The 26,116-nt window shown below is 56.7% G+C and carries 26 protein-coding genes; 5 read left to right on the forward strand and 21 right to left on the reverse strand.

Going from position 1 to position 26,116, the window contains the following annotated elements:
* The 7 genes from AMM33_RS12155 to AMM33_RS12190 form a co-directional block, all read right to left on the reverse strand.
* Nucleotides 1-297: helix-turn-helix domain-containing protein (locus tag AMM33_RS12155; protein WP_194945429.1), on the reverse strand; the 297-nt coding region annotated here is incomplete at its 3' end.
* Nucleotides 298-625: 328 nt separating this feature from the next.
* Nucleotides 626-868: a hypothetical protein gene (locus AMM33_RS12165; protein WP_090141596.1), complete on the reverse strand. Its 243-nt coding sequence runs from the start codon at nt 866-868 to the stop codon at nt 626-628.
* A 64-nt stretch (nt 869-932) separates the two neighbouring features.
* Complete coding sequence (locus AMM33_RS12170) at nt 933-1,568, reverse strand: response regulator transcription factor (protein WP_090141597.1); 636 nt, start codon at nt 1,566-1,568, stop codon at nt 933-935.
* A gap of 206 nt (nt 1,569-1,774) precedes the next feature.
* Complete coding sequence (locus AMM33_RS12175; RefSeq protein WP_228768100.1) at nt 1,775-4,243, reverse strand: Lon protease family protein; 2,469 nt, start codon at nt 4,241-4,243, stop codon at nt 1,775-1,777.
* Between the two features lie 286 nt (nt 4,244-4,529).
* Nucleotides 4,530-5,090 carry a PAS domain-containing protein gene (locus tag AMM33_RS12180; RefSeq protein WP_194945430.1) on the reverse strand — a complete coding sequence of 187 codons (561 nt, stop codon included), beginning with the start codon at nt 5,088-5,090 and terminating at the stop codon, nt 4,530-4,532.
* 35 nt (nt 5,091-5,125) lie between these two features.
* Nucleotides 5,126-7,711, reverse strand: coding sequence for a chemotaxis protein CheB (locus AMM33_RS12185; RefSeq protein ID WP_369802437.1), 2,586 nt, complete (start codon nt 7,709-7,711; stop codon nt 5,126-5,128).
* The gene (locus AMM33_RS12190) at nt 7,708-8,406 is read right to left on the reverse strand and encodes a Crp/Fnr family transcriptional regulator (RefSeq protein ID WP_228768101.1); all 699 of its coding nucleotides are present in this window, start codon (nt 8,404-8,406) and stop codon (nt 7,708-7,710) included. The genes AMM33_RS12185 and AMM33_RS12190 overlap by 4 nt, the downstream gene beginning before the upstream one ends.
* Nucleotides 8,407-8,719: 313 nt before the next feature.
* Here AMM33_RS12190 and AMM33_RS12195 point away from each other — a divergent pair, with 313 nt between their 5' ends.
* Nucleotides 8,720-8,989, forward strand: coding sequence for a VF530 family protein (locus AMM33_RS12195; protein ID WP_369802438.1), 270 nt, complete (start codon nt 8,720-8,722; stop codon nt 8,987-8,989).
* On the opposite strand, the gene mgtA is transcribed toward AMM33_RS12195, so the two are convergent.
* The 14 genes from mgtA to AMM33_RS12265 all read right to left on the reverse strand — a co-directional run bounded on the left by mgtA (nt 8,980) and on the right by AMM33_RS12265 (nt 23,558).
* On the reverse strand, nt 8,980-11,568 hold the full coding sequence (gene mgtA / locus AMM33_RS12200) for a magnesium-translocating P-type ATPase (protein ID WP_228768102.1): 2,589 nt from the start codon (nt 11,566-11,568) through the stop codon (nt 8,980-8,982). The genes AMM33_RS12195 and mgtA overlap by 10 nt on opposite strands.
* Nucleotides 11,569-12,076: 508 nt before the next feature.
* The gene (aspS, locus tag AMM33_RS12205) at nt 12,077-13,891 is read right to left on the reverse strand and encodes an aspartate--tRNA ligase (RefSeq protein WP_090141602.1); all 1,815 of its coding nucleotides are present in this window, start codon (nt 13,889-13,891) and stop codon (nt 12,077-12,079) included.
* 60 nt (nt 13,892-13,951) lie between these two features.
* Nucleotides 13,952-14,617, reverse strand: a complete 666-nt coding sequence (locus tag AMM33_RS12210; RefSeq protein WP_090141603.1) for a DUF502 domain-containing protein — start codon at nt 14,615-14,617, stop codon at nt 13,952-13,954.
* A 37-nt stretch (nt 14,618-14,654) separates the two neighbouring features.
* On the reverse strand, nt 14,655-14,978 hold the full coding sequence (locus AMM33_RS12215; protein ID WP_090141604.1) for an FmdB family zinc ribbon protein: 324 nt from the start codon (nt 14,976-14,978) through the stop codon (nt 14,655-14,657).
* Between the two features lie 189 nt (nt 14,979-15,167).
* Nucleotides 15,168-16,643, reverse strand: coding sequence for a high affinity choline transporter 1 (locus AMM33_RS12220; RefSeq protein ID WP_090141706.1), 1,476 nt, complete (start codon nt 16,641-16,643; stop codon nt 15,168-15,170).
* 24 nt (nt 16,644-16,667) lie between these two features.
* Nucleotides 16,668-18,236, reverse strand: coding sequence for a ubiquinone biosynthesis regulatory protein kinase UbiB (ubiB, locus tag AMM33_RS12225; protein ID WP_090141605.1), 1,569 nt, complete (start codon nt 18,234-18,236; stop codon nt 16,668-16,670).
* Nucleotides 18,233-18,670, reverse strand: coding sequence for a hypothetical protein (locus AMM33_RS12230; protein WP_228768103.1), 438 nt, complete (start codon nt 18,668-18,670; stop codon nt 18,233-18,235). Before AMM33_RS12230 ends, ubiB begins: the two co-directional genes overlap by 4 nt.
* 206 nt (nt 18,671-18,876) lie before the next feature.
* Complete coding sequence (locus AMM33_RS12235) at nt 18,877-19,857, reverse strand: Tim44 domain-containing protein (protein ID WP_090141607.1); 981 nt, start codon at nt 19,855-19,857, stop codon at nt 18,877-18,879.
* A 38-nt stretch (nt 19,858-19,895) separates the two neighbouring features.
* Nucleotides 19,896-20,630 (reverse strand): bifunctional demethylmenaquinone methyltransferase/2-methoxy-6-polyprenyl-1,4-benzoquinol methylase UbiE, encoded by a 735-nt coding sequence (gene ubiE / locus AMM33_RS12240; protein ID WP_090141608.1) that lies wholly within the window; start codon nt 20,628-20,630, stop codon nt 19,896-19,898.
* Nucleotides 20,631-20,743: 113 nt separating this feature from the next.
* Nucleotides 20,744-21,190 carry a thioredoxin TrxC gene (gene trxC / locus AMM33_RS12245; RefSeq protein WP_090141609.1) on the reverse strand — a complete coding sequence of 149 codons (447 nt, stop codon included), beginning with the start codon at nt 21,188-21,190 and terminating at the stop codon, nt 20,744-20,746.
* A 135-nt stretch (nt 21,191-21,325) separates the two neighbouring features.
* Nucleotides 21,326-21,580, reverse strand: a complete 255-nt coding sequence (infA, locus tag AMM33_RS12250; RefSeq protein WP_053171832.1) for a translation initiation factor IF-1 — start codon at nt 21,578-21,580, stop codon at nt 21,326-21,328.
* A 14-nt stretch (nt 21,581-21,594) separates the two neighbouring features.
* The gene (locus tag AMM33_RS12255; protein WP_228768104.1) at nt 21,595-21,810 is read right to left on the reverse strand and encodes a hypothetical protein; all 216 of its coding nucleotides are present in this window, start codon (nt 21,808-21,810) and stop codon (nt 21,595-21,597) included.
* Nucleotides 21,811-22,186: 376 nt separating this feature from the next.
* Nucleotides 22,187-22,381, reverse strand: coding sequence for a DUF2905 domain-containing protein (locus AMM33_RS12260; protein WP_090141610.1), 195 nt, complete (start codon nt 22,379-22,381; stop codon nt 22,187-22,189).
* Nucleotides 22,382-22,400: 19 nt separating this feature from the next.
* Nucleotides 22,401-23,558, reverse strand: a complete 1,158-nt coding sequence (locus AMM33_RS12265) for a class I SAM-dependent methyltransferase (protein WP_228768105.1) — start codon at nt 23,556-23,558, stop codon at nt 22,401-22,403.
* Between the two features lie 77 nt (nt 23,559-23,635).
* Here AMM33_RS12265 and AMM33_RS12270 point away from each other — a divergent pair, with 77 nt between their 5' ends.
* Genes AMM33_RS12270 through ttcA form a run of 4 tightly spaced genes read left to right on the forward strand, consistent with a single transcriptional unit; the run spans nt 23,636 to nt 26,113 of the window.
* Nucleotides 23,636-24,409 carry an SDR family oxidoreductase gene (locus AMM33_RS12270; RefSeq protein ID WP_090141611.1) on the forward strand — a complete coding sequence of 258 codons (774 nt, stop codon included), beginning with the start codon at nt 23,636-23,638 and terminating at the stop codon, nt 24,407-24,409.
* The gene (locus tag AMM33_RS12275; protein WP_089953340.1) at nt 24,406-24,801 is read left to right on the forward strand and encodes a dihydroneopterin aldolase; all 396 of its coding nucleotides are present in this window, start codon (nt 24,406-24,408) and stop codon (nt 24,799-24,801) included. Before AMM33_RS12270 ends, AMM33_RS12275 begins: the two co-directional genes overlap by 4 nt.
* Nucleotides 24,798-25,169, forward strand: coding sequence for a dihydroneopterin aldolase (locus AMM33_RS12280; RefSeq protein ID WP_090141612.1), 372 nt, complete (start codon nt 24,798-24,800; stop codon nt 25,167-25,169). The genes AMM33_RS12275 and AMM33_RS12280 overlap by 4 nt, the downstream gene beginning before the upstream one ends.
* A gap of 5 nt (nt 25,170-25,174) precedes the next feature.
* Nucleotides 25,175-26,113, forward strand: a complete 939-nt coding sequence (gene ttcA, locus AMM33_RS12285) for a tRNA 2-thiocytidine(32) synthetase TtcA (RefSeq protein ID WP_090141613.1) — start codon at nt 25,175-25,177, stop codon at nt 26,111-26,113.
* Nucleotides 26,114-26,116: the final 3 nt, after the last annotated feature.

The raw sequence follows: 26,116 nt of genomic DNA on the forward strand, positions 1-26,116 counted from the left end.
GACAGCCACCTTGCCTGCAATCTGCTCGGGGCTCCATTGAATGCCCAGGTAGAAATCCACATCGGACCAGACTTTGGAATCTACACGGCGGGCATTACGGCTTTGCTGTGCCCGCTCAGTCGCCTTGGCGCAGGCTTGTTCGGCGCGATAGCCACGCTGGCCACGACCACGGCTGAGTTCGCGGCTGATGGTGCTGCGGCTCCTGCCCAATGATCGGGCGATCTCGGTGATGGTCTGTTTGGCTTTCAAGAGGCTGTGAATTTGATATCGTTCTTCTCGGCTGAGGTGCTTGTACATCTGGCAACTTGGACTTGGCGGTTTGAGTGGCCATGATGCCTTGACATCCTCAGCCACCCATCACCGGGTTCATCTTTGTTGCACCTCGTACTTGAATCCGCCGATACTCCTTGAAGCTAGCGGTAAAAAAACTGTTACATGGGTTCCGTGATCCAAACATGCAACTGCCCCCAAAAAAGACGGCTGACCTCTACGTCACTGGGAAAGTGTAAACAGCAATACCCTAATTGAATGTGCGGCGTAGCACATATGGACAGCATTTTTATCTGTCTTGCATCACTGAGAAAAATGTCCACCGCCAACATCACCAGATGCACTGAGCGGCGCATCAGGACCGTGCATTTTTTTCGCAAATGGTGAGCACCTCTTTCAGGTGTTCGTGTGCATCAAAAGTATGTTGTTTGGAAAGCCTGGCGTGATGCAGCGCCGCCTTGAAGGCACCGACCTCATGGTGGCGAGCGGCTTCCTTGTTGCGCTGGTAGGCGTGCAACAAATTTTCCGAAGCCTTGCGGTAATGATTGCAGACTAGATCAATGGAGACGTTGCACAGCAACTTTTTTTCTTCACTCATATCAACTCCTGATTGAAGTGACAGGAAGTTCCGGCAACAAGCCATTGAACTCCGAGAGACAGTTTCAAGCCAATCCTTGCTCTTGCATATAACGCTGCAATGACATGCGCCCTGGGCAGTTGAGCTTTTGATAGATATGGTGCAGATGCAACTTGGCAGTACCTTCACTGATGAACAACTTGGTGGCGATTTTTTTATTCGGCCAGCCTTCCGTCACCATCCGTGCCACCATCATTTCACGGGGCGTGAGCAGTTGAGATGCCTGAGCATTTTTCTTTTGCTGTTCGAGCAAAAGGGACATGGTTTTCACAGTCAAATCCCTGTCCAGCCACTTCTCACCTTCGTGCACAGACTTGATGCAACGCGTCAGGACTTGACTGGACTTTTCCTTAGAAACCAGACCAGGAATGTCCAAGTCGATGGCGCGCATCACCTCGCCTACCGAAGCGCCCGTGAACACAATGGGACGAGTCTGCAATTTTTGGGCTTTCATCTCCTCCAGCAAGGCCAACCCACTGCGCTGCGTCAAAGACAAATCCATCACCAAAATATGCGGTGCATGCTGGCGCACTGCATGCAACGCATCTTCGCCATTCCTGACGCAGGACTTGACCGAAAAATCGGGCGAAGCACCAAACACATGAGACAAGCCGTCCAGCATGACTGGATAGGGGTCGGCCAGTACGAGATCAATACACATAGGCGCAATCCTTATCAATGAGCCATTCAACCGCCGTTCTGTATCTTGAAAAAGATGACGACTGTCGAATCTCTTTAACAGAATAAAGTCAAATCCCAGAGATGAACATCCTCGGAATTGGTGAAGTGCCATACTGCAAAACCAGTAAAGCCTCTGAATACTGGCACCCGCAAACACCTAAAAATGCAGGGTCTGCATGCGGCTCTTTACAGGCCTGACCTGCGCTGATGCGCCACAGCCACATGCGCGGCATGTGGACGACGGGCAGCAAGTCCCTCGCATGCACGCCGGTACCGCAGCAAGGTTTTTTGGGCTCGACCCAATACCGTGTCCGCACCATAACCGCCCACTCTCCCATCACCGAAGGGCCAACCCGTCAACAAACTCATACCTTCAGCGACACGATCAGCGGTGTAAATGTGAAATCGCCCTTCAGCGACCGCAGACACCACACGCCTGTCCAACATCAAATGCCGCACGTTGCGACGAGGCATCAAGATGCCCTGCTGACCATCGAGACCCAAGCATTCACAACTTCGGAAATAACCTTCAATTTTTTCGTTGATGCCCCCGACCGGTAACACTTGCCCATGCTGGTTGATGGCCCCCGTGACGGCTATGCCCTGGCGAAGGGGCAATGCCGACAAACTCGAGAGCAGGGCATAGAACTCGGCGCAAGAGGCAGAGTCGCCCTCCACACCGATGTACTCCTGCTCAAACACCACGGAGGCATTCATGGCCAAGGGCGCGATGTGGGCGAACAAGGCCGATAAATAACTGTGCAAAATCAAAACGCCCTTGTCATGTATGGGGCCAGACAATTCGACTTCCCGCTCCAGATTGAGCAAGCCCTCCTCACCTGCACAAGTGCGCGCCGTCACACGAACCGGAAAACCAAAACGGTAATCCCCCAAATCCACCACCGTGAGGCCATTGATCTGCGCCACCTGTTCGCCTGTGACTTGCAGCAAGCGTTCGCCATCGGCAATCGTTTCCTGCAAGCGCTGCTCGGGGTAATTGAGGCGGTGGGTGCGCGCTTGCATGGCAGCCCACACATCGCAGGCCTGCACCGAAGTGCTCGCACGCGCGCGCGCCAATGCGCTGCTTTCCAAGACCAAGGCCTCTGACAACGCAAAGATGGCGCTTTGGCGCGCCTGATCATCGGCCTCACGATGGGTTTGCTCAATCAGCACCGCCACCGCCTCGGCGGAAAAATGCAACAACTCCAAGCGACGACAGGTGTGCGCCACAAACACAGCTGTGGCATGTGCCGACTCCGGTGTAGCCAGAAAACTTTCAGCAAAATCAACCTTGCAACGAAAGCGCCGGGCAAATTCCGGGTCGCCTTCTTGCACGGCATAGTACTCTTCGACCGAAGCGATCAGGATGATTTTCACAGCCACATCCACCATCTCAGGCTCCAGCGACACCGCAGCTACAGGCGCATACATCATGCCCGGCTCTTCAATCTGCAAACGACCGCTGCGCATGAAGCGGCGCAATTTTTCCCAAACAGGAGGGTCGGCCAGCAAGTCACGCAAATGCAACATGAGAAACCCCCCATGCGCCTTAAGCAGACTGCCCGCTCGGATGCGTGAAAAATCCGTCATCAGATCACCATCGTCTGATTCATATTCAATACTGCCAAACAACACCCTGAACACGGGGTTGTCCTCCCGAATCACCGGGGCACCCTGAAGGGCGTGGTTGTCAACCGCCACATTCACACTGAACAAGGCCAATACGGCAGCGAGTTCATCGAGCCGAGTGTCTTCATCATCGCCCGCTTCAAAAAGCATCAGATTCTCAAGCACGCAGTGTCGCACCTGATCCAGAAAGGCGCTCAATTTCACGCTGTCCACAGAAGATGGCGTCATGGCAGCAGTGATGGATTGCAGTTCCTGCTCCAGCAATGGCTGAACGGTTTGTCGACGCAAAGCCATCAGGCTGTCGTTCATCACACGCTCCATGTCGCGTACCTTATCCAGATGGCGAGTGATTTCACTGCGCAATGCATCCTCGTCTGCATCAATTTGCGCACGCTCGTCGCGACTGAGCGCCAGTGCTTTGCCTGCAGTCACAGGCTCGCCCTGGGCATCCTTCAAGGTGAACACCATATGCCCTTCATCGCGCATCAGGGCAAACCGGTGTGCTTCTGCATAGGCACTCAGTTCAAGATAACTCTGATCTTCCTGCGCCTTGGAGGCACGGGTGATGCGTTGACTTTGCGTCTTGAAATCGTCTTGTGCTGTGCGTTTGGGAATATCGCTTTGCAAACGCTTGGCCAGTTGCACCATCATCTGGCGCAACACACGCCCCTGGCCTGCAGGCAAGCGCAATGCACGGGGGTGTTCGGGTTCATCAAAATTGTGCAAAAAACACAAATCTGACGGGACAGGGTGCTGAGCGGCCTCAGACTGCATCATCTGTGCGAGCAAGGTGGTTCGGCCACTGCCCACCTCGCCCAATACAAACAAGTTGTAGTCAGGCTGGTTCATCTGCATGCCAAATTGGGCCGCTTGCTTGGCGCGCTCCTGCCCGATCCACGGCAAGGGCAAATGCATCAACTCCGACGTATCCGCGAAGCCCAGAGCAATTGGATCAATCGTGCGACGCAATTCAGACGCAGACAGAGGACGGACCATCATGACCCGCAAGAAGCGAAAACTGGGCATTCCCATAACTTCTCACTTCTTTGATGTTGAGCAAAAAGGTGGGACTTCAAGGGCAGCCCCAAACAGGACCCATCAGGAATAGAAAAGTCTGCTGAAAACAAGAAGTAACCTTTCCGACAAGCACTGACAAATGCGCCTTCATACAGCCATTGCCCGCAAGCGTCATGCACGCTCACAAAGGAGAAGTTACCTTACGCCATTCAATCGGCCAGCACTGTGCCGCATCGCACAAACTGCGTTCACCGATCTGCACAGCATGCCGGGGTTTTCGAGCGCCCCAAAAAATTCAACACGCAGGCCATGGCAACCAAGCGAGTACATGACCGTTTCCCTCTGGGTGAGGGCGAAGCGATGCACAGACCTGATAAGCATTGTTCCCCTGTATTTTCAAGATCAAAAAAAACGAAGACATGCGGTCCGCTTGTTGCATGGCCTTGACCTGAGACTGCAGTTGAAGAACACTTTCGGCTGTCAAACAAGCATCCATTCTTTGCCCCATCAGTCGCTTGCAAGCTTTAGCATCCAAACCCAGGTCATGCGATGCGGTTTCATTCATGTCAACCAATCTTCCTTGGGTATCGATCAGCAGCTGGGCACAAGGGGATGCATCGAAGAGTTGTCGCTGACGAGCCACCATCGACTCCAGTTGCAGCAGAGACTGACTCATCTCCTCGGTCTGCAAATCCAGCTCTACCTGATGAACCTGCAGTTCGTGCAAGAGCGCCAGGGCATCGGATGCAGTGTCTGCGTTGGCGGCCAAATCAAACAACACACGCAAGGCCTGCGTGGCGTCGATCCATGCGCCTGTGGAATTCCCTTTCAACTGGGCTTGGGCACGCGCACGCAAAGCGGTGGAAGAAGAAGTGATTTTTTTGGACGAAGTCATGGCAATGGCATCTGGTTAGGGGTACTGGCTTGGGTTTGACGCAATTGCAGCTCAAGGGCTTTTGACTGCGTGATGTCGACAAAGGTCATCACAGCGCCCTGAATAGTGTTTGACAAGGTTCGATAAGGCATGATCCGAACCGAGAACCATCGCCCATCGGTCGAGACAATCGACTTGGTGCATGGTGTCAATGTCCTCAAGGTCTCCATCAAGTCAAGCTTCAGGTCGGGGTAGTCCAATGTATTGGCCAGATCACTCAATGGCCGTCCCACATCACCCTCCCGAAAATGAAAGATGCCCGCAGCTTTCTCGGTGTAGCGCCTGACATTCAGATCATTGTCCAAAAACAGCGTGGCAATGTCTGTGCTGTTGAGCAGGTTTTGCATGTCGCTTTGAGCCAATGCCAACTCATCGAGTCGACTTTGCAATTCACCATTGAGTGTCTGCAACTCCTCATTCATTGACTGGCCTTCTTCCTTGGAAGTGGTCAACTCCTCATTGGCCGATTGCAACTCTTCATTCATGGATTGCAAGGATTCATTGGATGCTTGCAAAGTTTCCTTGAAAGTTTTCATCTCATGGCGCAATGTCAAGATTTCTTCGCGCGCATTGTGCAACTCTTGCACGAGAGAGTCATTCGGCGCCGGCATGGCCTGCACGCTACTGATGCCCACTGGTATGTCCAACTCTTTGAAAATCACCAACGCCATGCCAGCCAAAGTCTGGGGCTCTTTCAGCGCCTGGACAGTCAGCAGCAGACTGCAAGGCATTTCGTCCTCTAGGTGGAGAACCTGAACAGACACCAATTGTTGCGTTTTAAGGGCCTGGCGAAGGGCTATGGCCAAAGAGGCTCGCAAACACGGGATGGCCATCACATGGACATTCCAGTTGGCCTTACCCGCAGCAGGCTCCAGATATCGGCCTGTGCGTCCATGGATGTACAAAATATCACCCGCTTCATTGACCAGCACTGCAGGTGGGGTGAAGGTTTGGAGCAGGAGCTTCTCAACCAGCGTTTGCAAGTTGGGAAAACTGGGACTGGGCACGGTCATCTCTGGTACAGGCATAGACATCAGGATTTGGCGTTGAACGGGAAAGTCGACCGAGCCAGGCAACAAAGGCAAATCATTGCGCCGGAAAATACGCGATTTGGACACCAAAGGGGTGAACAATGCCTGCGATCGCCCCACACTCTCTGCGCCTCCCAAAATCAACACGCCGCCCGAACGCAGGCTGTAGTGAAACAGTGGCAACAGTCGATGCTGCAAAGTCGCATTGAAGTAGATCAGAACATTGCGACAGGACAACACATCGAGTTGCGTGAACGGTGGATCGAGGATCACGTCATGCCTTGCAAAAAGGACCATGCCGCGTATGAACGGACGGATCGAAAACCCACCCAAGTGAGGGGTGAAAAACCGCTCCAGCCGCTGCTGCCCCATGCCTTGCAGGGCCTTGGCGCAATACCAGGCTTTGCGGGCGACTGCAATGGCATGGGCATTCAAGTCGGTGGCAAATATTTGCATGCGCAATCCCTGTAGACCAGGTTGACTGTCTTTCAGTTCCTGAAAAACCATGGCCAAGGTGTAGGCTTCTTCACCGCTTGAGCAACCCACAATCCAGGCGCGCAAAGTCCCCCCATGAATAGGCGATCGAATCAGGTCTGGCAACACCTGATTTTTCAAATCAAGCCACACCTCGGGATCTCTGAAAAACGAGGTCACACCGATCAGCATTTCCGCGAACAAAAAATCCAGCTCTTGTGCATTGCCCCGCAGTAACTTGATGTAATCATCCATGGTCGTCAGGCTATGCGCCGACATGCGCCGCTTGATGCGACGCATCAAGGTGCTTGTCTTGTAAAGCGACAAGTCGCTCTTGCTGTGTTCATGCACCAAACTCAAAATTAAGGCCAAGGCCTGGCCCTGTGCCGTTTCGGAAACCACGGTGCCACTGCTTTGTTCACGCACCATCTGTATGATCAGCTCAGGCATATCTTCGGGGGCTGCGACCACTTGAACGCACCCTGCAGCAATGGCACTTTGTGGCATGGATGAGAAGCCCGCTGTTTCGGGCTGCTGGGCAAGGGTCAGGCCACCTTGAGCATGAATGGCCTGCAGGCCTGCGACACCATCTTGCCCCATACCAGACAACACCACCCCGATTGCATGACGCCCTTGCTCTTGGGCCAAGGTCTTGAAAAAACCATCAATCGGATAATGCGTCATTTGCGCAGATGTGGACGCCAGAAAGTGCAAGCAACCATGCGCCAGTTTCAATTCCCCACCTGATGGCATGACATACACCGTATTGGCTTGCACCACCATCAACTCTCGCACTTCATGCATTGACAGACTGGTCACCCGGGACAGCAAATGGGACAAAGTAGTTTTGTGATCAGGCCCCATGTGCTGCAGCACGACATACGCCAATCCTGAATCCAATGGCACATGGGAAAAGAAGGATTTGAGGGCTTGCAATCCACCGGCAGAAGCCCCCAAGCCCACTACGCGGATCATCCCTCTGGACGCATCAAGCGACACCTTTTTGGACTGAGCGATCGTTTGCGCACTCGACATCATGGTGCCCAATTTGGAGGTAAAAGTCGTTCATATTCTTTTTTAATTGCCGCGTAGCACTCACAGCTCACATGCTGCAAAGCGCTGCGATCAGGCACCACAATGCGACCGCGGGAATAGTGGATCAAGCCCCTGCGTTGCAATCGGACAGCGGCCTCACTGACCCTCTCCCTGCGCAGCCCCAGAATCTGTGCGATCCAGCCTTGCGTCAAGCTCAGCTCGCTCGACTGCACACAATCCAGCCCCAAGAGCAGCAAACGGCTCATGGCCTGGTCGACTGAATGGTATTGATTGCACAGCGCGGTCTGGGCCATTTGAGAAATGAGTGCTTGCGTGTAACGCAACATCAAATACATCACCGCATTGGAGCTTTCAAATTCATGCCGCAATGCCAAAGCCCCCATTCGCAGGGCAGGTCCTGACGACAAAACAACTGCATCGTTGGTGCTGGAGCCTCCGCCCAGAAAACTGACGATTCCAACCAGCCCTTCTCTTCCGACCAAGGCCAATTCAGACATCAAGCCACTTTGGCTCATGCCATGCAAGGCCACGATGGACCCCATTGGAAAGTACACATAATTCAAGGCCTGCCCCGATACATAAAGTGATTGGCCTTGCTTCAATTCCACGTGTTTCAGCAAGGGCAGCCATCGTGCCTTATCAGCTGCAGGCAACAAAGCCAACAATTGATTGTTCAATGGGTCCTCAGGAAGCGCCAATGGGTTTATCCATTGTGGAAATGGACTACTCCCGTTAAGAACCAGCGTACATGCATGATGTTCAAACACCTATTCATCGTAGTGACAAGCGCAAATCATTGAAGACACACTTGGTAGTGAATCGCGGATATCTTTGTCAATGCGGCGGGTAAAGACTCTCAAGATCCAGCGCCATTTTTGATAAAACACTTTCACCTGTCTGTGCGCTAACGCACCCAGATACCCAAAGGTGCGCAGCCCCCCCAGATCCGTTCATTCGGTGTGCATTGCAAATCAGAAGACAATGGCGGTCATGGACTCAATACATGCCCCATCCACACAAACGCGAAACCCTCTGCATGGCCTGACACTGGAAGCCATCGTCATTCAACTGGCCGACCATTACGGCTGGGCCGATCTGGGCAGCCGCATCCCGATTCGATGCTTCACCCACGAGCCCTCAGTGGGCTCCAGCTTGAAATTTTTACGCAAAACCCCTTGGGCGCGTGACAAGGTCGAAAGTCTTTACCTGTTCATGTTGCGGGAACAAAAACGCTACAACGCTCAACTTGGTCATCGCTGATGGGGCACCCACGCCAAACCGAAGTGTTGATAGAAGATTTTTTTGCACACCTCGACCGCCACCACATAAGTCAAGGTCAAACCGACCAAGCCCCCCATCAGTGAGATCGGCAACGGCACAAAACCCAACATGGCGCTCCAAGGCCAATACGGCATGCTCAGCGCCACACACAGCACCACTGCACTGCTCACCCACAAGCCCGTGCCGGGTCGGCTGCGGTAGAACGGCCTTCGCGTTCTGACCACCATGGCGATGACCAATTGCGTCATCAGGGACACCACGAACCAGCCGGTTCTGAATACTTCTGGGGTTGCCTGAAACACCCACAGCAACACCCCAAACGCCATGAAGTCGAAGGCCGAACTCAGCAATCCGAACACCAGCATGTAGTTGCGAATGAACAGGGTGTCCCAATGGCGCGGCTGGGCCACCGACTCCGGGTCCACCCGATCCCCGGCAATGGTCGTGGCCGGTATGTCGGCCAGAAAACTGTTGAGCAAAATTTGCGAGGCCAGCAGCGGCAAGAAGGGCAAGAAAACCGAGGCCACAGCCATGCTGACCATGTTGCCAAAATTGGCACTGATCGTGGTCAGGATGTATTTCAGCGTGTTGGCAAAGGTCATGCGCCCTTCGTCAATGCCTTCGCACAAGATGTCCAGGTCTTTGCGAAGCAGCACAAAGTCAGCCGCATCCTTGGCCACATCCACGGCCGTGTCCACCGAAATGCCCACATCGGCTGCATGCAAGGCCAGCGCATCGTTGATGCCATCGCCCATGTAGCCCACCACATGCCCTGTTTTTTGCAACGCCAAAATGATGCGTTCTTTTTGGTTCGGGTCCACCTCGGCAAACACCGTGGCCTGCCAGGCAATGTGCATCAAGGCTTCATCGCCCACATCGTGCAACTCACGGCCCGTGACCACCTGAGTCACTGGCAAACCCACCGCCTGCGCCACATGCCGGGCCACCTTGTGGTTGTCACCCGTGATGATCTTGAGCTGCACGCCCCGCTGCGTCAGATCCCGCAAGGTCTGCTGCACATCTAACTTGGGCGGGTCCATGAACAGCAAAAAACCTTCAAAGTTCAAACCGCTTTCATCGTCCCGTGTGTAGGGCACGCTTCGCGCATCGATCACCCGCGATGCCACCCCCAAGACCCGAAAGCCCAGCTCACTCCAGCTTTCAAACTGCGCGTCGATGCGCTGCGCCCAAGCCTCGTCCAACAGCAGCCCTGCGCCCACACTGACGCAACGCCCCAGCACCTTGTCAAGAGCGCCCTTGGTGATCAACGTGCTCACACCGGCCTCATCCACCACCACCGACAAACACTTGCGCACGAAGTCGTACGGAATTTCATCGCGCTTATGCACCTGCGCCACATCCAGCTGCGCTTTTTGCAAGGCCGCTGTCACTGCCTCATCCAGCGGATTGGCCAGCCCCGACTGAAACTGTGCATTGATCCCTGCCAGCCTGAGCACACGCGCCGAGGCCTGGCCCTGCACATCGAAAGCGCCGTCCAGCGCGACCACACCTGCCGTCAGGGTGCCGGTCTTGTCCGTGCACAACACGTCCATGGCGCCCAGGTTTTCAATCGAATTGAGACGCCGAACAATCACGCCCAGCCGGGCCATGCGCTTGGCCCCATGCGACAAGGTGATGCTGACGATGGCCGGCAAGAGTTCAGGCGTCAGGCCCACTGCAAGCGCCAAAGCGAACAGCAAAGAATCAATGGGTGGTTTGGCCATGAATACATTGATCGCCAAAACAATCACCACCATCACCACCATGATGCGCGTGAGCAAATAACCAAAGCGGTGGATGCCCCGCTCGAATTCGGTCATAGGCGGACGCAGCGCCAGCTTGCTCGCGATCTGACCGAACACTGTGGATTTGCCCGTTTGCACCACCAGCATGCGCGCGGTGCCACTGCTCACACTGGTGCCCATGAACACCGCATTGCTGCGCTCACTCAAACTGGCTGCCACGTTGACCACCCCGGGCTTTTTTTCCACCGGAAAGGTCTCGCCCGTGAGCACCGCCTGGTTGATGAAAAAGTCTTTGGCCTCCAGCACCACCCCGTCTGCGGGAATCAGGCTGCCTGCCGACAGCAAGACCACGTCGCCTGGAACCACCCTGTCGGAGGGCTGGTTGCGGGCCTGGCCATCGCGCAACACCAGCGAATGAATCTTGACCTGAGTGCGCAGTTTTTCAATCGCATTGCCCGCCATGAACTCCTGCCCGAAACCCAGCAAAGTACTGCCCAGCACAATGGCCAGCACCACTGCGGCGTCGATCCACTCGGCGGCAAACATCGAGATGACCGATGCCACGATCAAGATCAGGACCAGGGGACTTTTGAATTGACTGAGCAGGAAACCCCAACCTGATGTGCTCGTGGAAGCGGCTAAAGCATTGGGGCCTAAGCGATTGAGCGTGGTTTCTGCCTGGCTCTGCTTGAGGCCATTGGACGATGACGACAGCTCTTGCAACAACTTGTCAGTGGGGCAGCTCCAATATTCGCCATCCACCACGGTCCGGCCGGACAGTGAATCTGTGGGACGCGGGCGAAATCTGTCCAACAACGACATCCATGGACTTTCGGGGCATTGCGAAGGTGCACCCTAAAGAATGACAGTAATTGAGCTACTGGCCCGCACTGAATTCACCTTTTTTGACCCTGGTCAACCCCTTCCCATAAGTCCCCAAGGAAGCTGGTTTTACGGATCTTGGGGCTTGGGTTCAAATGACATGACTTTTTCTTGCGAACAACAGCGTATTTCCTTATAGATTCGGCCCGATGAAGTCTGAGCCGTGTTGCCAGTTGGGAGGAGTTTGTGGGAGCTTCCAGCCAAGCGAAAAGCCAGTGGTCCACAAGCGTCTGATCGCCAGCAGGGCCAGCTCCCACAAGGTGCAAGATTGAAGTCACCCTGCACACTTCACAGGGCCGGATCAATAGATGCCTGGGTCACGGGCCCACATGACCGTTTGCGTGCTCACTGTGTGCGCGTATGGACTCATCGTCTTGATTATTCAATTGAAAAAAGCGCTGAATTCAGCGCTTTTTTTGTGGGTGATCCTCCGCGGGAATCAAGCCGCCTTGACAGCGTCAGGGTTGCGCAAACGGATGTGCAATTCGCGCAACTGCTTTTCGTCCACCACGCTGGGCGCCTGGGTGAGCAAGCACTGGGCACGTTGGGTTTTGGGGAAGGCGATCACGTCGCGGATCGACTCGGCGCCGGTCATGAGCGTGACGATGCGGTCCAGGCCGAAGGCCAGGCCGCCGTGCGGTGGCGCGCCATATTGCAGCGCGTCGAGCAGGAAGCCAAACTTGAGCTGGGCTTCTTCGGGCGTGATTTTGAGCGCGTCAAACACTTTTTGCTGCACGTCGGCGCGGTGGATACGCACCGAACCACCGCCCATTTCCCAGCCGTTGAGCACCATGTCGTAACCCTTGGAGATGCACTTCTCGGGCGCGGTGACCATCCAGTCTTCGTGGCCGTCTTTGGGCGCGGTGAAGGGGTGGTGCACGGCGGTGTAACGCTGGCTTTCGTCGTCGAACTCGAACATGGGAAAGTCGACCACCCACATGGGGGCCCAACGGTCTTCGAACAAACCGTTCTTTTTGCCGAACTCGCTGTGGCCAATCTTGATGCGCAAGGCACCGATAGCATCGTTGACGATCTTGGCTTTGTCGGCACCGAAGAAAATCAGGTCGCCGTTTTGTGCACCCGAACGCTCAAGCACAGCCGTCAAGGCCGCGTCATGGATGTTTTTGACGATGGGCGACTGCAGTCCATCACGGCCTTTGGACAGGTCGTTGACGCGGATGTAGGCCAGGCCCTTGGCACCGTAGATCTTGACGAACTCGGTATAGGCATCGATCTCGCCACGGCTGATGCCGCCGCCCTCGACCGAGCCACCCGGCACGCGCAGGGCCACCACGCGGCCGCCCTTCATGTTGGCCGCACCGGAGAACACTTTGAAGTCCACATCGCCCATGACATCGGTCACTTCGGTGAACTGCAGTTTCACGCGCAGATCGGGCTTGTCCGAGCCGTAGAGGTGCATCGCGTCCTGGTAGGTCATGACCGGGAAATCGCCCAGGTCCACGCCAATGGTTTTCTGGAACACGCGTTTGATCATGCCCTGGAACATGTCGCGAATTTCTTCTTCGGTCAGGAACGATGTTTCGATATCGATCTGGGTGAATTCGGGCTGGCGGTCAGCGCGAAGGTCTTCGTCGCGGAAGCACTTGGTGATCTGGTAGTAACGGTCATAACCCGCCACCATCAAGAGCTGCTTGAACAGCTGGGGCGACTGAGGCAAGGCAAAAAACTGACCATCGTGCACTCGGCTGGGCACCAGGTAGTCGCGCGCGCCTTCGGGCGTGCTCTTGGTGAGCATCGGGGTTTCAATGTCCACAAAACCGTTTTCGTCGAGGTACTTGCGCACTTCCATGGCCACTTTATAGCGCAGCATCAGGTTGTTTTGCATGTAAGGGCGGCGCAGGTCCAGCACGCGGTGGGTCAGGCGGGTCGTCTCCGACAGGTTGTCTTCGTCGATCTGAAAAGGAGGCGTGACGGATGCATTGAGCACAATCAGCTCGTGGCACAGCACTTCGATCTTGCCGCTTTTGAGGTTGTCGTTGGTGGTGCCGTCTGGACGGGCACGGACCACGCCTTTGATCTGCACGCAAAATTCGTTGCGCACGTCTTCGGCCACTTTGAACATCTCTGGACGGTCGGGGTCGCACACCACTTGCACATAGCCTTCACGGTCGCGCAGGTCGATGAAGATCACGCCGCCGTGGTCACGGCGACGGTTGACCCAGCCGCACAGGCTCACGGATTGGCCAGTCAGGGCTTCGGTCACCAGACCGCAATAGTGGGAACGCATGGACATGTTGTTGGTCTTTCTAAATTCGGAAATTGACGGGCGAGTGATTCGCACGGCACACAAGGTTTATTGAGGGGTTGCGGGTGCGGCCAGTGGCAGTTGTTCGGGACCACCGGGCACCACCACCCCCATGGAGATGATGTATTTCAAGGCGTCATCGACCGTCATGTCGAGCTCGATCACGTCGGCTTTGGGCATCATCAAAAAGAAGCCTGAGGTCGGGTTGGGTGTGGTGGGCACATACACGCTGACCAAGGGCTGGTCGAAATGCCGGGCCACGACACCACCGGGCGTGCCTGTCAAAAAGGCAATGGTCCATGAACCTTCGCGTGGATACTGCACCAGCAGGGCTTTGGAAAACGCATGACCACTGCCCGAAAACAAAGTGTCGGCCACCTGTTTGACGCTGGTGTAGATGCTGCGCACCACAGGGATGCGGTTCATCAAATTGTCCCACTGACGAAACAACCACTGACCAAACATATTGGCCACAAAGACACCGGTGGAAAAAATGACCAGGGCCACCAGGATCACACCCAGACCGGGCACACCCCGCAGGTAATCGGCCAGCGCATGCATGCCAGGGATGAGCGTGTCGGCTGCATGCAAGACCGCCAGAAAAATACTGTCCAGCAAGCCCACCAGCCAGGTCAGCACCCAGACGGTGATACCCATGGGCAACCACACCAGCAGGCCGGTGATGAAGTACTGTTTGAAGCTGCGTTGTTTCATGGGGTGGGGCAATCGGTGAAGTCAGCGTTCAGAATAATCAATGGCAGGCGCACGAAGCGGCGCAGCCTGCGGCGCTGGCCGTTGCGGCAGGCGCTGCAGTGTCGCTGGCTGGAGCTGGTGACGGTGCGGCGACAGCATCTGCTGCGGTGCCCGCTGCGGCAGGCACTGCGGCTGCTCCGCCGCCCTTGAAGTCAGTGGCATACCAGCCTGTGCCCTTGAGCTGGAAACCCGGGGCGGTGAGCTGTTTGTTGAATTTGGGAGCGCCGCAAGCGGGGCAATCGGTCAATGGATCGTCGCTCATTTTTTGCAGAACATCCTTGGCATGGCCGCAGGCGTCGCATTTGTAGGCGTAAATGGGCATGTGAAGAGCCTTTGAAGGTGATGCAAGAAAACCTTCAATTATAGGCTTGGCATCGCCCTTCAAGCCCCAAGACCCAAGGCAACACCCCAGCGCTGGCCCGGCCTCACGGCTTGGGTTGTGGCCAAGGGGCCTTGTCGGCCGATGGCCAAAATGTCCGCGCTGGCCACAGAGGCCACTGCGGCCGCGGCTTCAGCGGCTGGAGGTGTCCCGGGCGGCGTGGTCCAAGGCGCTGGCCATGGACTGACCCCGGTTGGTGATCACGCTCGGTGCCAAAGAGCCCAGCAGCATGCCCACGATGGACGCCATCAGGCCGAGCAAGTTGGCCGGCACCAGGGTTTCGGGAGCCAGGAAGTTGAACACCAGCCAGGTGCCCACGCCCAACACCACCGAAAACAAGGCCCCCTGGGTGTTGGCCCGCCGCCAGAAGGCTCCGGCCACCAGCGGCACAAAGGCTCCGGTCAAGGTGACGTTGTAGGCGTTTTGCACCATCTCGTACATGGTGCTGGTGCTGTTGAGGGCAAACAACAGGGCAAACGAGGTGAAAGTGACCAAAATGACGCGCAGCAGCAGCAAGAACTGGCGGTCGCTCATGTGGGGCACAAAAGGCTTGAGCACGTTCTCGGTAAAGGTAGCGGTGGGGGCCAACAAGGCACCGCTGGCGGTCGACAAAATGGCCGACAACAAAGCACCAAAGAACAAAATCTGCGCCCACATGGGCATCTTGCCCAGCACCAGATCGGGCAGGATGCGCTGGATGGTCCGGGCGTCTTCCGACTCGAACAAGGCTTTGAGCTCGGGATGGGCGATCAGGGCCGCATAAGCGATGTACAGCGGAATGAAAGCGATCACAAAGTACATCAAGGCCCCAATGACGGTGCCGCGCACGGCAGTTTTTTCGTCCTTGGCGCTGGTCATGCGCTGAAACACGTCCTGCTGCGGAATGGAGCCAAAGGCAAAGGCGAAGAAAGCACCCGCCATGGCCCACCAGGCGGCGGCGTCCATATCAACCGGGAACATGTCGAACTTGCCGTCGGCCGCCGCTTGCGCCACCACCTTCTCAAAGCCGCCCGCATTGCCGCCCACCAAGGTGGCCACGAGGACCAGGCCCACCACGATCACCACGGTCTGGAACAAATCGGTGAAAGCGACCGACCACATGCCGCCAAACACGGTGTAGACCAGCACCACGGCGGCGCCCATCATGATGGCGTAGTTCAGATCAATCGCCCCGGACGAGAGCACATGAATGACCAAGCCCAGCGCCGTCAATTGCGCAGAGGTCCAGCCCAGGTAAGACAACACAATCGCCACACTGGTCAGCACCTCCACCGACTTGCCGTAGCGCACCTTGTAGAAGTCGCCAATGGTGAGCAGGTTCAGGCGGTAAAACAGCTTGGCAAACAGCAAAGCCGCCAGCACCAGGCAAACCGTGGCACCAAAGGGGTCACCGGGGATGCCATTGAGGCCATCCTTGGCAAAGGTGGCCGACACCGACAGGACCGTCTCGGCCCCGAACCATGTGGCAAAGACGGTGGCCACGTTCATGTACAGCGGCAAACTTCGGCCCGCCACCAGATAGTCCTTGGCCCCATGGACCCGGCGTGCAGCCAACAAACCAATGCTGATGGTCACGGCCAAGTAAGCGATCACAAAAGTCAACAGCACCTTCATACCCTCCAGAATTCAGGCTTAGTAAATCAGTTGCAGGTGCATGCCCACCTGCAAAACGAGCAAGGAAACTACAAAGCCCAGTCCGGCGTAAATCAGGGTTTGCAGCAATCTGTTGGTGCGCCTCTGCTCTGCCAACAACTGATCAAGCTGTTTTGCATCACCTTGACGTGGCTGCTTGAGGTAGTCGTGCAACAAGCGCGGCAATTGTGGCAGCAATTTGGCGTAATGCGGCGCTTGCGCCTTGAGCTCTTCCCACAGCTTTTTGGGGCCGATCTGGTCAAGCATCCATTTTTCAAGGAATGGCTTGGCGGTGCTCCACAGGTCGAGTTCCGGGTCGAGCTGCCGGCCCAGTCCTTCAATGTTGAGCAAGGTCTTTTGTAAGAGCACCAGCTGCGGCTGAATCTCGACCTGGAAACGGCGCGAGGTCTGAAACAGCCTCATGAGCACCATGCCCAGAGAGATTTCTTTCAAGGGCCGGTCGAAGTAAGGCTCGCAGACAGCGCGAATGGCCGACTCCAGCTCATCCACCCGCGTGTCGGGCGGCACCCAGCCGGACTCGATGTGCAGCTCGGCCACGCGCTTGTAGTCGCGGCGAAAAAAGGCCGTGAAGTTTTGCGCCAGATATTCTTTGTCGTACTCGGTCAAAGTACCGACGATGCCAAAGTCCAGCGAGATGTAGCGACCAAAACTCTCTGGGTCAAGGCTGACCTGGATGTTGCCCGGGTGCATGTCCGCATGGAAAAAACCATCACGAAAGACTTGCGTGAAAAACAGGGTCACACCGTCTCGCGCCAACTTGGGGATGTCCACCCCGGCTTCGCGCAGGCGATCCACATGGCTGATGGGCACGCCATGCATGCGCTCCATCACCAGCACTTCGTTGTGGCAGTAATCCCAGATCATCTCGGGAATCAGCACCAGATCGAGGCCTTCCATATTGCGGCGCAGTTGCGCAGCATTCGACGCTTCGCGCACCAGGTCCAGCTCATCGTTGAGGTACTTGTCAAACTCGGCCACGACCTCGCGGGGCTTAAGGCGCTTGCCATCTGCGCTCAGGTTCTCGACCCAGCCGGCCATCATGCGCATGAGGCTCAGGTCTTTCTGGATGACGGGAAGCATGCCCGGACGCAAAACCTTGACCGCCACTTCACGCAGTTCGCCCGTTTTGCTGCGCAAGGTCGCAAAGTGCACCTGCGCAATGGAGGCGCTGGCCACTGGCTGGCGCTCAAACGACTCGAAGATGGTGTCCACCGGTTTGTGAAAGGCCCGCTCTATCGTGTCTACCGCGATGTCCGAGCTGAATGGCGGCACCCTGTCTTGCAGCTTGGCCAGCTCTTCGGCGATGTCCAATGGAAGCAGGTCGCGGCGGGTAGACAGCACCTGTCCGAACTTGACAAAGATGGGACCCAAGCGCTCGAGTGCTTCGCGCAAGCGGACAGCACGGGGTGACCTCAGATCGCGCCCCACCGACAAGATGCGGGCCAGCAGGCGAATCCAAGGCTTTTGAAAACTGGAAAGCACCAACTCGTCCAAGCCATAACGCAGAACGATGAAGACGATGAATGCACCGCGACCCAAGCGGCTCATGTTGCGCTACCAAAGGTGTTTGCAAGCTGACCCGAAAAGGCCTTGCCATCAGCGCCTGAACCCTCTGAACGCGATGCGACGAAACCGCGTAAACCTTCAAAAGCTTTGCGTGCAGCCTCTGCCAAGGTGTGGGCTGCAGCATCACCCACCAGACGTGCCAAATCTTCCTCGGCGTCCCAGCGCACATGGTCAATCAGCCAATTGATTTCGGCAGCCAATTGCACATCGCCTTCGATGCGGACCTTGGGTTTGTTGCCTTGTGCCAGGGCGGAAGCCAAAGAAAAAGGCGAGGTTTCGACCACAGTCAGTCTCAGGTCAAACCCCTCGAATCGGCCTCGTTCCAGCAAACCCGCAGGCGTTGGAGTCAACAGCAGCAGCAAGCGGTCCCAAACAAACTCGATGCGTTGGCTTTTTTGACGGGCCAAGCGTGCCATGGCTTCCGGTTCACTTTGCAGAACATGGTTCAAAAACAAAACGAGACGGTTGACCGTCTCATCGACGGCCCAAGCTGGTGGCTGAAAATGAGCGGCCAAGTCGTTGGCCAGTTGAGGCAGCGCCTGAGCGGCCCAAGAAAAAGGGGACTGTTTTGACATAGTCCCCGATTATTCCCGAAAGAAGGAGCCCACCAAGGGCCACGTCTTTATTGAAGCGCTTGCACGCCCGCCACCAGCCAACCACCGCCCTGTTTAGACTTGGTCATATTCCAGACTTCGCGGAATGGGCTTGGGCCTGCCGATGCATCTTCACGGATCATGCCGTTGAACTCGACACTGGCCAGGTAAGCTTCGGCTTGCTCTTCAATACCCAGCAACTGAGCATCCAACATGACCACTTCAGTCTTGTTGGGCTGACCTGGGAACTGGGCTTCGCGTTCAGCCAACTGACTTCGAATTTCAACCACCATGGCGTCTGTCATCATGGCGCGCAGTGCGCCAATGTCAGATCGGTCCCAAGCGTCTTGCAAAGTCACAAAGTTGCGTTTGGCAGCAGTGACAAAGCCCTCGACATCAAAACCAGCGGGAATGCCCCAAGTCTGCGAACCGCCCAATGCGGCACCAATCATGGAACCGCTGGTTTGCGTGGCAGCCGAACTGTCAAAACGGGTGTTTTGACCCTCCCAAGGCCGAGCAGATGCATCGTTACCCACATTTTGAGGGCTGTATTGCTTGAGTGAAGCGGGGTTATCAGCGGAAGCGCCTGCACCCTGATAGGCCAGACCACCCGTCTGGGCAGCACCACCACGTCGGGCACGCATGATCATGCCGATCACAGCCAACACGGCCACACCAATCAACAAGGCCATCAAGATATTGCCAAAGGCTGCACCCAAGCCTAAAGAACTGGCCAGCCAGGCCAGGCCCAGGCCAGCAGCCAAACCACCCAACATGGCACCCCATGGTTTCTTGGGGGCAGCAGCTGGTGCTGCTGCAGGCTTGGCAGCATTGGTGGGCGCAGCACTTTGAGCCGGTGCACTGGGAGTTTGTGGCGCAGCCTCACGTTTGGTGACCTGGCTCGATTGCTGACCAACAGATTTACCGCCACCCATGCGGCGAGCCGCTTCGGCATTGAGACTACCCAAGGCCAAAACGCCCGCGAGCATCAGTGTCATCAACTTATTCATGGAGTCTCCAACTCAAATCAAAACTCAGTTTTCAGGCATCAACACTTGATACCTGCGTGCAAGGCTACCACCCCGGCCGACAAGTTATGAAAGTCCACATGGGCAAAACCGCTATTTTTCATAAGGGTTTTCAATTCCTCTTGACCGGGGTGCATGCGGATGGATTCAGCCAGGTATCGGTAACTGTCAGCATCACCCGCGACCAGTTGCCCCATGTGGGGCAGGACCTTGAAGCTGTACCAGTCATATATTTTCTCGAGGGGCTTGGCCACTTTGGAAAACTCCAAAACCAATAATTTCCCCCCTGGCTTGAGTACGCGGCACATTTCCTTGAGGGCAATATCCTTGTGCGTCATGTTTCTCAGACCAAAGGCAACACTGACCACATTGAAATGCTGGTCCGGAAACGGCAACTTTTCAGCATCACAAACCAGTGTGGGGAGCACCAAACCGTGATTGATCAGGCGGTCGCGCCCGGTGGACAACATGGCTTCATTGATGTCGGTGTGCACCACGCGACCCGAGGCACCTACTTTTTTGGCAAAGGCCATCGACAAATCGCCCGTGCCCCCTGCGATGTCCAGGACTTGATCGCCCTCCTTCAGATTGGCCACCTGCACGGTGTAAGCCTTCCACACGCGGTGCAAACCCATGGACATCAGGTCGTTCATCACGTCGTATTTGGACGCAACCGAATCAAACACACCACGGACGTGTTTGGCTTTTTCTTTTTCGTCGACGGTCTTGAAACCGAAATGGGTGGTATTGGTCATAGCCGGCATTGTAGAAGGCTGCCTTGAAAACCCTTCATGTTGCTGTTCGGGATGCACTCGTGTTTCATTCACGCTTGCATTTCAGGAATGCGCAAGTTGGATTTCGACAGCTCTCAAAGGTGTGAACGCGCCCACTGCGCAATGTCAGCAGCCGAGCGAAAAGCGCCAGCCTGACCGGCAACCTCTTTGCCGTTCACAAACAAGGCGAGCGTGGGGATGCTGCGGATATTGAAACGAGCAGCAAGGGCCTGCGCTTCTTCGGTGTTGAGCTTGGCGAGCCGGACATGGGGCTCCAAAAGACCCGCCGCTTGCTCGAACGCCGGGGCCATCATGCGACACGGCCCACACCATGGCGCCCAGAAATCCACCAGCACGGGAATCTGGTTGCGGCCAATGTGGCGGTCAAAACTGGTGGCGTCCAGCGCCAGCGGCTGCCCGCTAAAAAGTGCTTGGTGACATTGCCCACATTCGGGTGATTTGTCCTGATCAGCCACACGCACCCGGTTGGTGGTGTGGCAATGAGGACAAACAATGTGCAAACTCTCGGCAGAAGTGGTCATGTCATTCCTTCATGGGTATGAAGAAACACGTGGGGGTCATCTTCAGCGCTTCAAGGGCCAGTAGTCAGGGCCATCACCGCCCAAGAATGACATGGCTCGGGCCAGCGACACAGCAAGCGCCGCAGATTCAATCAATCAACGGGGGTTGCGTGGCGCCATCGGGGGGCGGCCAGCCAGGTGACGGAAGCTGATGCGACCCTTGCTCAGGTCATAGGGCGACAACTCCAGCGTCACGCGGTCACCCGCCAAAATGCGGATGTGGTTCTTGCGCATCTTGCCTGCGGAATAAGCAATCAATTGGTGGCCGTTGTCCAAGGTCACGCGAAAACGGGTGTCGGGCAACACCTCGTTGACCACGCCCATCAGTTCAATCAGTTCTTCTTTAGCCATTTAACACGTCTTTCTCAAAACAGAATCGGTTTGGTTGTCTGGCGCTCCACCCAAAGCACGCCTTCATCGAGGGCGTACTGGCTGGCAGCGGCAGGTGTTGCAAATTCGGGCACAAACCGCATCACGCGGTCGGTGCTGGCGCTGCCGTGGCCACTGGCCACCGACACTTGCGCGCCATAAGCGCCATTGGGCAAAGCCCGGGAGCAAGGTTCAATACGGTACTTGCCCATCGAAATGGGCTTGTGAAAACAATGGTGAATCGACATGGATTTTAACTAATGGAGTTCTTGCCGTTTTTACTGCCTCTTTGGGGGCGGCTTGGCGGCTCGGTTTTGGCATGTCCCGGTGCCAAAAAACGCCTCCATATGAACGCCAAGACAGGCGGATCACACAACGTCACCGTGCAGAGGTGAGCGAAAAGGAAGCAAAAAATCGTCTGAGCCCAGCTCTTGAAAAGCATGGCGGGCGATGAGCACAGTGGAGGACAAGACTGGCACCCCTCTGCCGGGATGCGCTATCGGCTCAGCAAGAGCAAGATGGGCATAAGTCGCCAATGGCGTGATGCACTGTAACACAGTTCGCAATTTTGATACTTTCACCCAAGACTCACAGCCACTTGGCCACCAAGCTGGCCAGCATGCTCAAAAGCAAGGTACTGGTGATGGGCAAAAACCATTCACGACGAAACAGCCTGAACCGGAAGTCGCCGGGCAATCGCCCAAAACCCAACTTTTGCAGCCACGGCTGCAGACCGCTGAACACAATCAAAATCAGAAACACCACAATCAGCCAACGCAACATACCGTTCCTTCCAAAGTGTTCAGAGACGGTGCGATCGGTCACCCCGGGCAAAGCCCAAGGCCGATCCATCGGCCGATGTGGAAAACCCGATCACCTTGAACAGCTCGCCCATTTCATGCTCGTTGATCAGGCGCTGGGCTTGGCTGCGCTCGGCCAAGCTGGCGGCAGCCATGCGCTCTGCCAGACCCAGATTCAGCAAAAACCAGGCTTGGCTGGTGTAGCCCAGCACATTCAAACCGGCGTTTTGACCAGCCAAGGCCACCCCGGTGAAGTTGACATGTGCGGTGATGTCTTTTTGGCCCACTGCCACCAAGGGGTTGTCGTCGGCCTGGTGCAATTGGTGGCACATGACGGTGCCCATGTGGCGCTGCGGGTGAAAGTATTCAGCCTCAGGAAAACCGTAATCCAAAAAGAAGGCCGCCCCGCCCCGCCCGGCCAGCAGCCGCTCAGCCAGGCTGGCCACAAAGGCCTCGGCCTGGGGGTGGATTTCGGTCAGGTAATCGTGCTCGCCGTCGATCTCGACGGGCGGGCGCAAGTCGGTGACCCGGTCTTGCCAAGCGAATTCTTCACCAGTGCTGACCACCCCGCGCTCGTGCCAGATGCCCTGCGTGCGCTGCAGCAGCTGCACCGGCATGGCGTCCAGCACCTCGTTGCCCACCACCACGCCCTCGATGGCGTCGGGCCAGGCGTCCAGCCAACGCACTTTGTCGGCATGTTTGAGCAAAGTGTCAGCCTGACGGGCGCGCAAAGTGCCCGACAAATCGATGATGGTGTAACGCTTCACGGCGTCGCCCAGACTGTCCAGTAATTGCAAGGCCAGGACTCCGGTGCCCGCACCAAACTCCCAGACTTCATCCGTGCCTGTGGCCGCCAGTGCCTCTTTCACCTGCACCGCCAGGGTCTGGCCAAACAGGGGCGACATGCCCGGCGCGGTCACGAAATCGCTGCCTGAAGCGGGCATGGCGCCGAACTTTTGCAGGGCGTTGGTGTAGTACCCAAAGCCCGGCTCGTACAAGGCCATGGCCATGAAACGGTCAAAACCGATCCAGCCCCCCGCCTGGGCGATGGCCTGGTGGATAAGTGGGGTCAGCTCGAAAGGGGGATGGGGATTTGGCTTGGACACTCGGCGATTGTCGCCGAAGGCGTACGGGGGTTTGCCGGGGTGCCGGGGGCCCAATCCATGGCTTGCCCGATAATTCAGCCCTTTGTCAACTTGGATGTTCCTGCGCAGCCCCATCTGCCCAGCCCCCCTTCATGAAACAAGTTCTGGTCACCGGAGGCGCTCACCGCCTGGGCGCAGAGATCGTTCGCCAATTCGCAGCGGCGGGCTGGCGCGTGTGGTGCCATTACCAACGCTCCGCAGCTGCGGCGCAGGCCTTGCAGGCCGAGCTGCAGTCGCAGGGCGCCAATGTCGAACTGGTGCAGGCCGATCTGGCGCAAAGTGCCGAGGTTGAACGCATGGTGGCCCACATCGCGCAAGCCACAGGGCCGCTGGACTGCCTGGTGAACAACGCCTCGCTGTTCGAGCCGGACGAGGGGACCGACATGGATTTACCCGGCGCGCGCTTGCAACTCGAAGTGAATTTGATCGCGCCCATGCTCTTGGCCTCGCTGATGGCCCAGCAGGCCGCGCCCAAGGCCACGCCCGGCCAGCGCAGCGTGGTCCACATCCTGGACCAGAAGGTGTTCAACCTGAACCCGGACTATTTTTCTTACACCGTGTCCAAACTGGCGCTGGAGCGCGCCGTGGCCTTGCAGGCCCAAGCTCTGGCCCCCTTGCGCGTGTGCGGCGTGGCGCCAGGCCTGATGTTTTTGAGCGGCCCGCAAACCCAAGAGAACTTTGACCGCAACAGCCGCGTGAACCTGCTGAGCGAGCCGATCGACCCGGCGCAGGTGGCGGCCACCTGCCTGTTTTTGGCACAAAACCCCTGTATCACGGGCACCACGGTGTGTGTGGACAACGGCCAGCACCTGGTGCCTTTGGCGCGCGACGTGATGTTTTTGGGTGAACCGAAAGACCCTGCATGAGCGAGCTGATGACCGATTTGGCGCTGAACTGCCGACGCCTGTTTTTGCGCAACCACACGGTGGATGTTCGCATTGGTGCGCACGACTTTGAAAAGCTAGGCCCCCAGCGCATCGTGTTCAATGTGGAACTGTTCGTGCCCTACAGCGCGTCCACCCCCACGCAGGACGACCTGGCCGAGGTGGTGGACTACGACTTCATCCGTGAGGTGATTGCGCGCCGGGTAGCCCAAGGCCACATCGTGTTGCAAGAGACTTTGTGCGACGACCTGATGCGCGAGCTGATCGCCCACCCGCAGGTGCAGGCGGTGCGCCTGTCCAGCTGCAAACCCGATGTGTACCCGGACTGCGAAGCGGTTGGGGTTGAAATTTTCCAGATTAAATCTCCGACATGAAAACCCCAGCCGGACACCAAACCCTGGAGCTGACCGGTTTGCGCTTTGACGCGAACCTGGGCATCCTGGAACATGAAAAAATCGACCCCCAGCCGATCCAGGTCGATGCCGAGCTGAACCTGGGTACGCAGCCCCTGCTGCCCAGCGACGACGACATCCACCATGTGCTGGACTACCGCAAGGTGCGCAAGATCATCATCGATGAGTGCACCGCCGAGCACATCAACCTGCTCGAAACCATGATCGGCAAACTCTCGAACCGCCTGATGCAACTGCCCGGCGTGTTGGGCGTGCGCGTCAAGATTGCCAAACTTGAAATTTTTGAAGACTGCGAAGTGGCCATTCGCATGGAAACCGGACAGTGGTGAACCTTATGAACACAGACACAGAAGCCGACAACGCCTGGGTACAAGCACAAGCCGAATCAGAGGCTGCCAAAGCCATCAAGATCGAACGCGAAACCCACAAGCTTGAAAAACGCCTGTGCCGCCAAATGGGCCAAGCCATCAGCGACTTCAACCTGATCGAAGCGGGCGACCGCATCATGGTCTGCATGTCGGGCGGCAAAGACAGCTACGGCATGCTCGACATCTTGCTCAAGATGAAGGCCCGCGCCCCGGTGGACTTTGAACTGGTGGCGGTCAACCTGGACCAAAAGCAGCCGGGTTTCCCGGACCACATCCTGCCCGCTTACCTCAAAGAGCTGGGCGTGGAGTTCCACATCGAGACGCAAGACACGTATTCGATCGTGAAGGACAAGATTCCCGAAGGCAAGACCATGTGCAGCCTGTGCTCGCGCCTGCGCCGGGGCATTTTGTACCGCGTGGCACGGGAGCTCAAGTGCAACAAGCTCGCGCTCGGCCACCACCGCGACGACATGCTGCAGACCTTCTTTTTGAACATGTTTTTTGGCGGCAAGCTCAAGGGCATGCCCCCGAAGCTGGTCAGCGACAACGGCGAGTTCATGGTGATCCGCCCGCTGGCCTATGTGGCCGAAACCGACCTCATCCGTTGGGCAGAGCACCGACAGTTCCCCATCATCCCGTGCACCCTGTGTGGCAGCCAGGAAAACCTGCAACGCCTGCAGGTGGGCAACATGCTGCGCGAGTGGCAAAAGAAGCACCCTGGCCGGATTGAAAACATGTTCTCGGCTTTGCAAAATGTGGTGCCCTCGCATTTGATGGACGCCAAGCTGCACGGCTTCAAGGACCTGAAAATCACAGGCATCGAGTCAGACGACGGCGACAAAGCCTTTGACGAGGAAGAGTTCAAGGAGCCCTCTTTGCCAGGCATCCAGGTCATCTCGATGTAAACC

The organism is Limnohabitans sp. DM1, from assembly GCF_001269385.1.
Lineage (GTDB): Bacteria > Pseudomonadota > Gammaproteobacteria > Burkholderiales > Burkholderiaceae_C > Limnohabitans_A.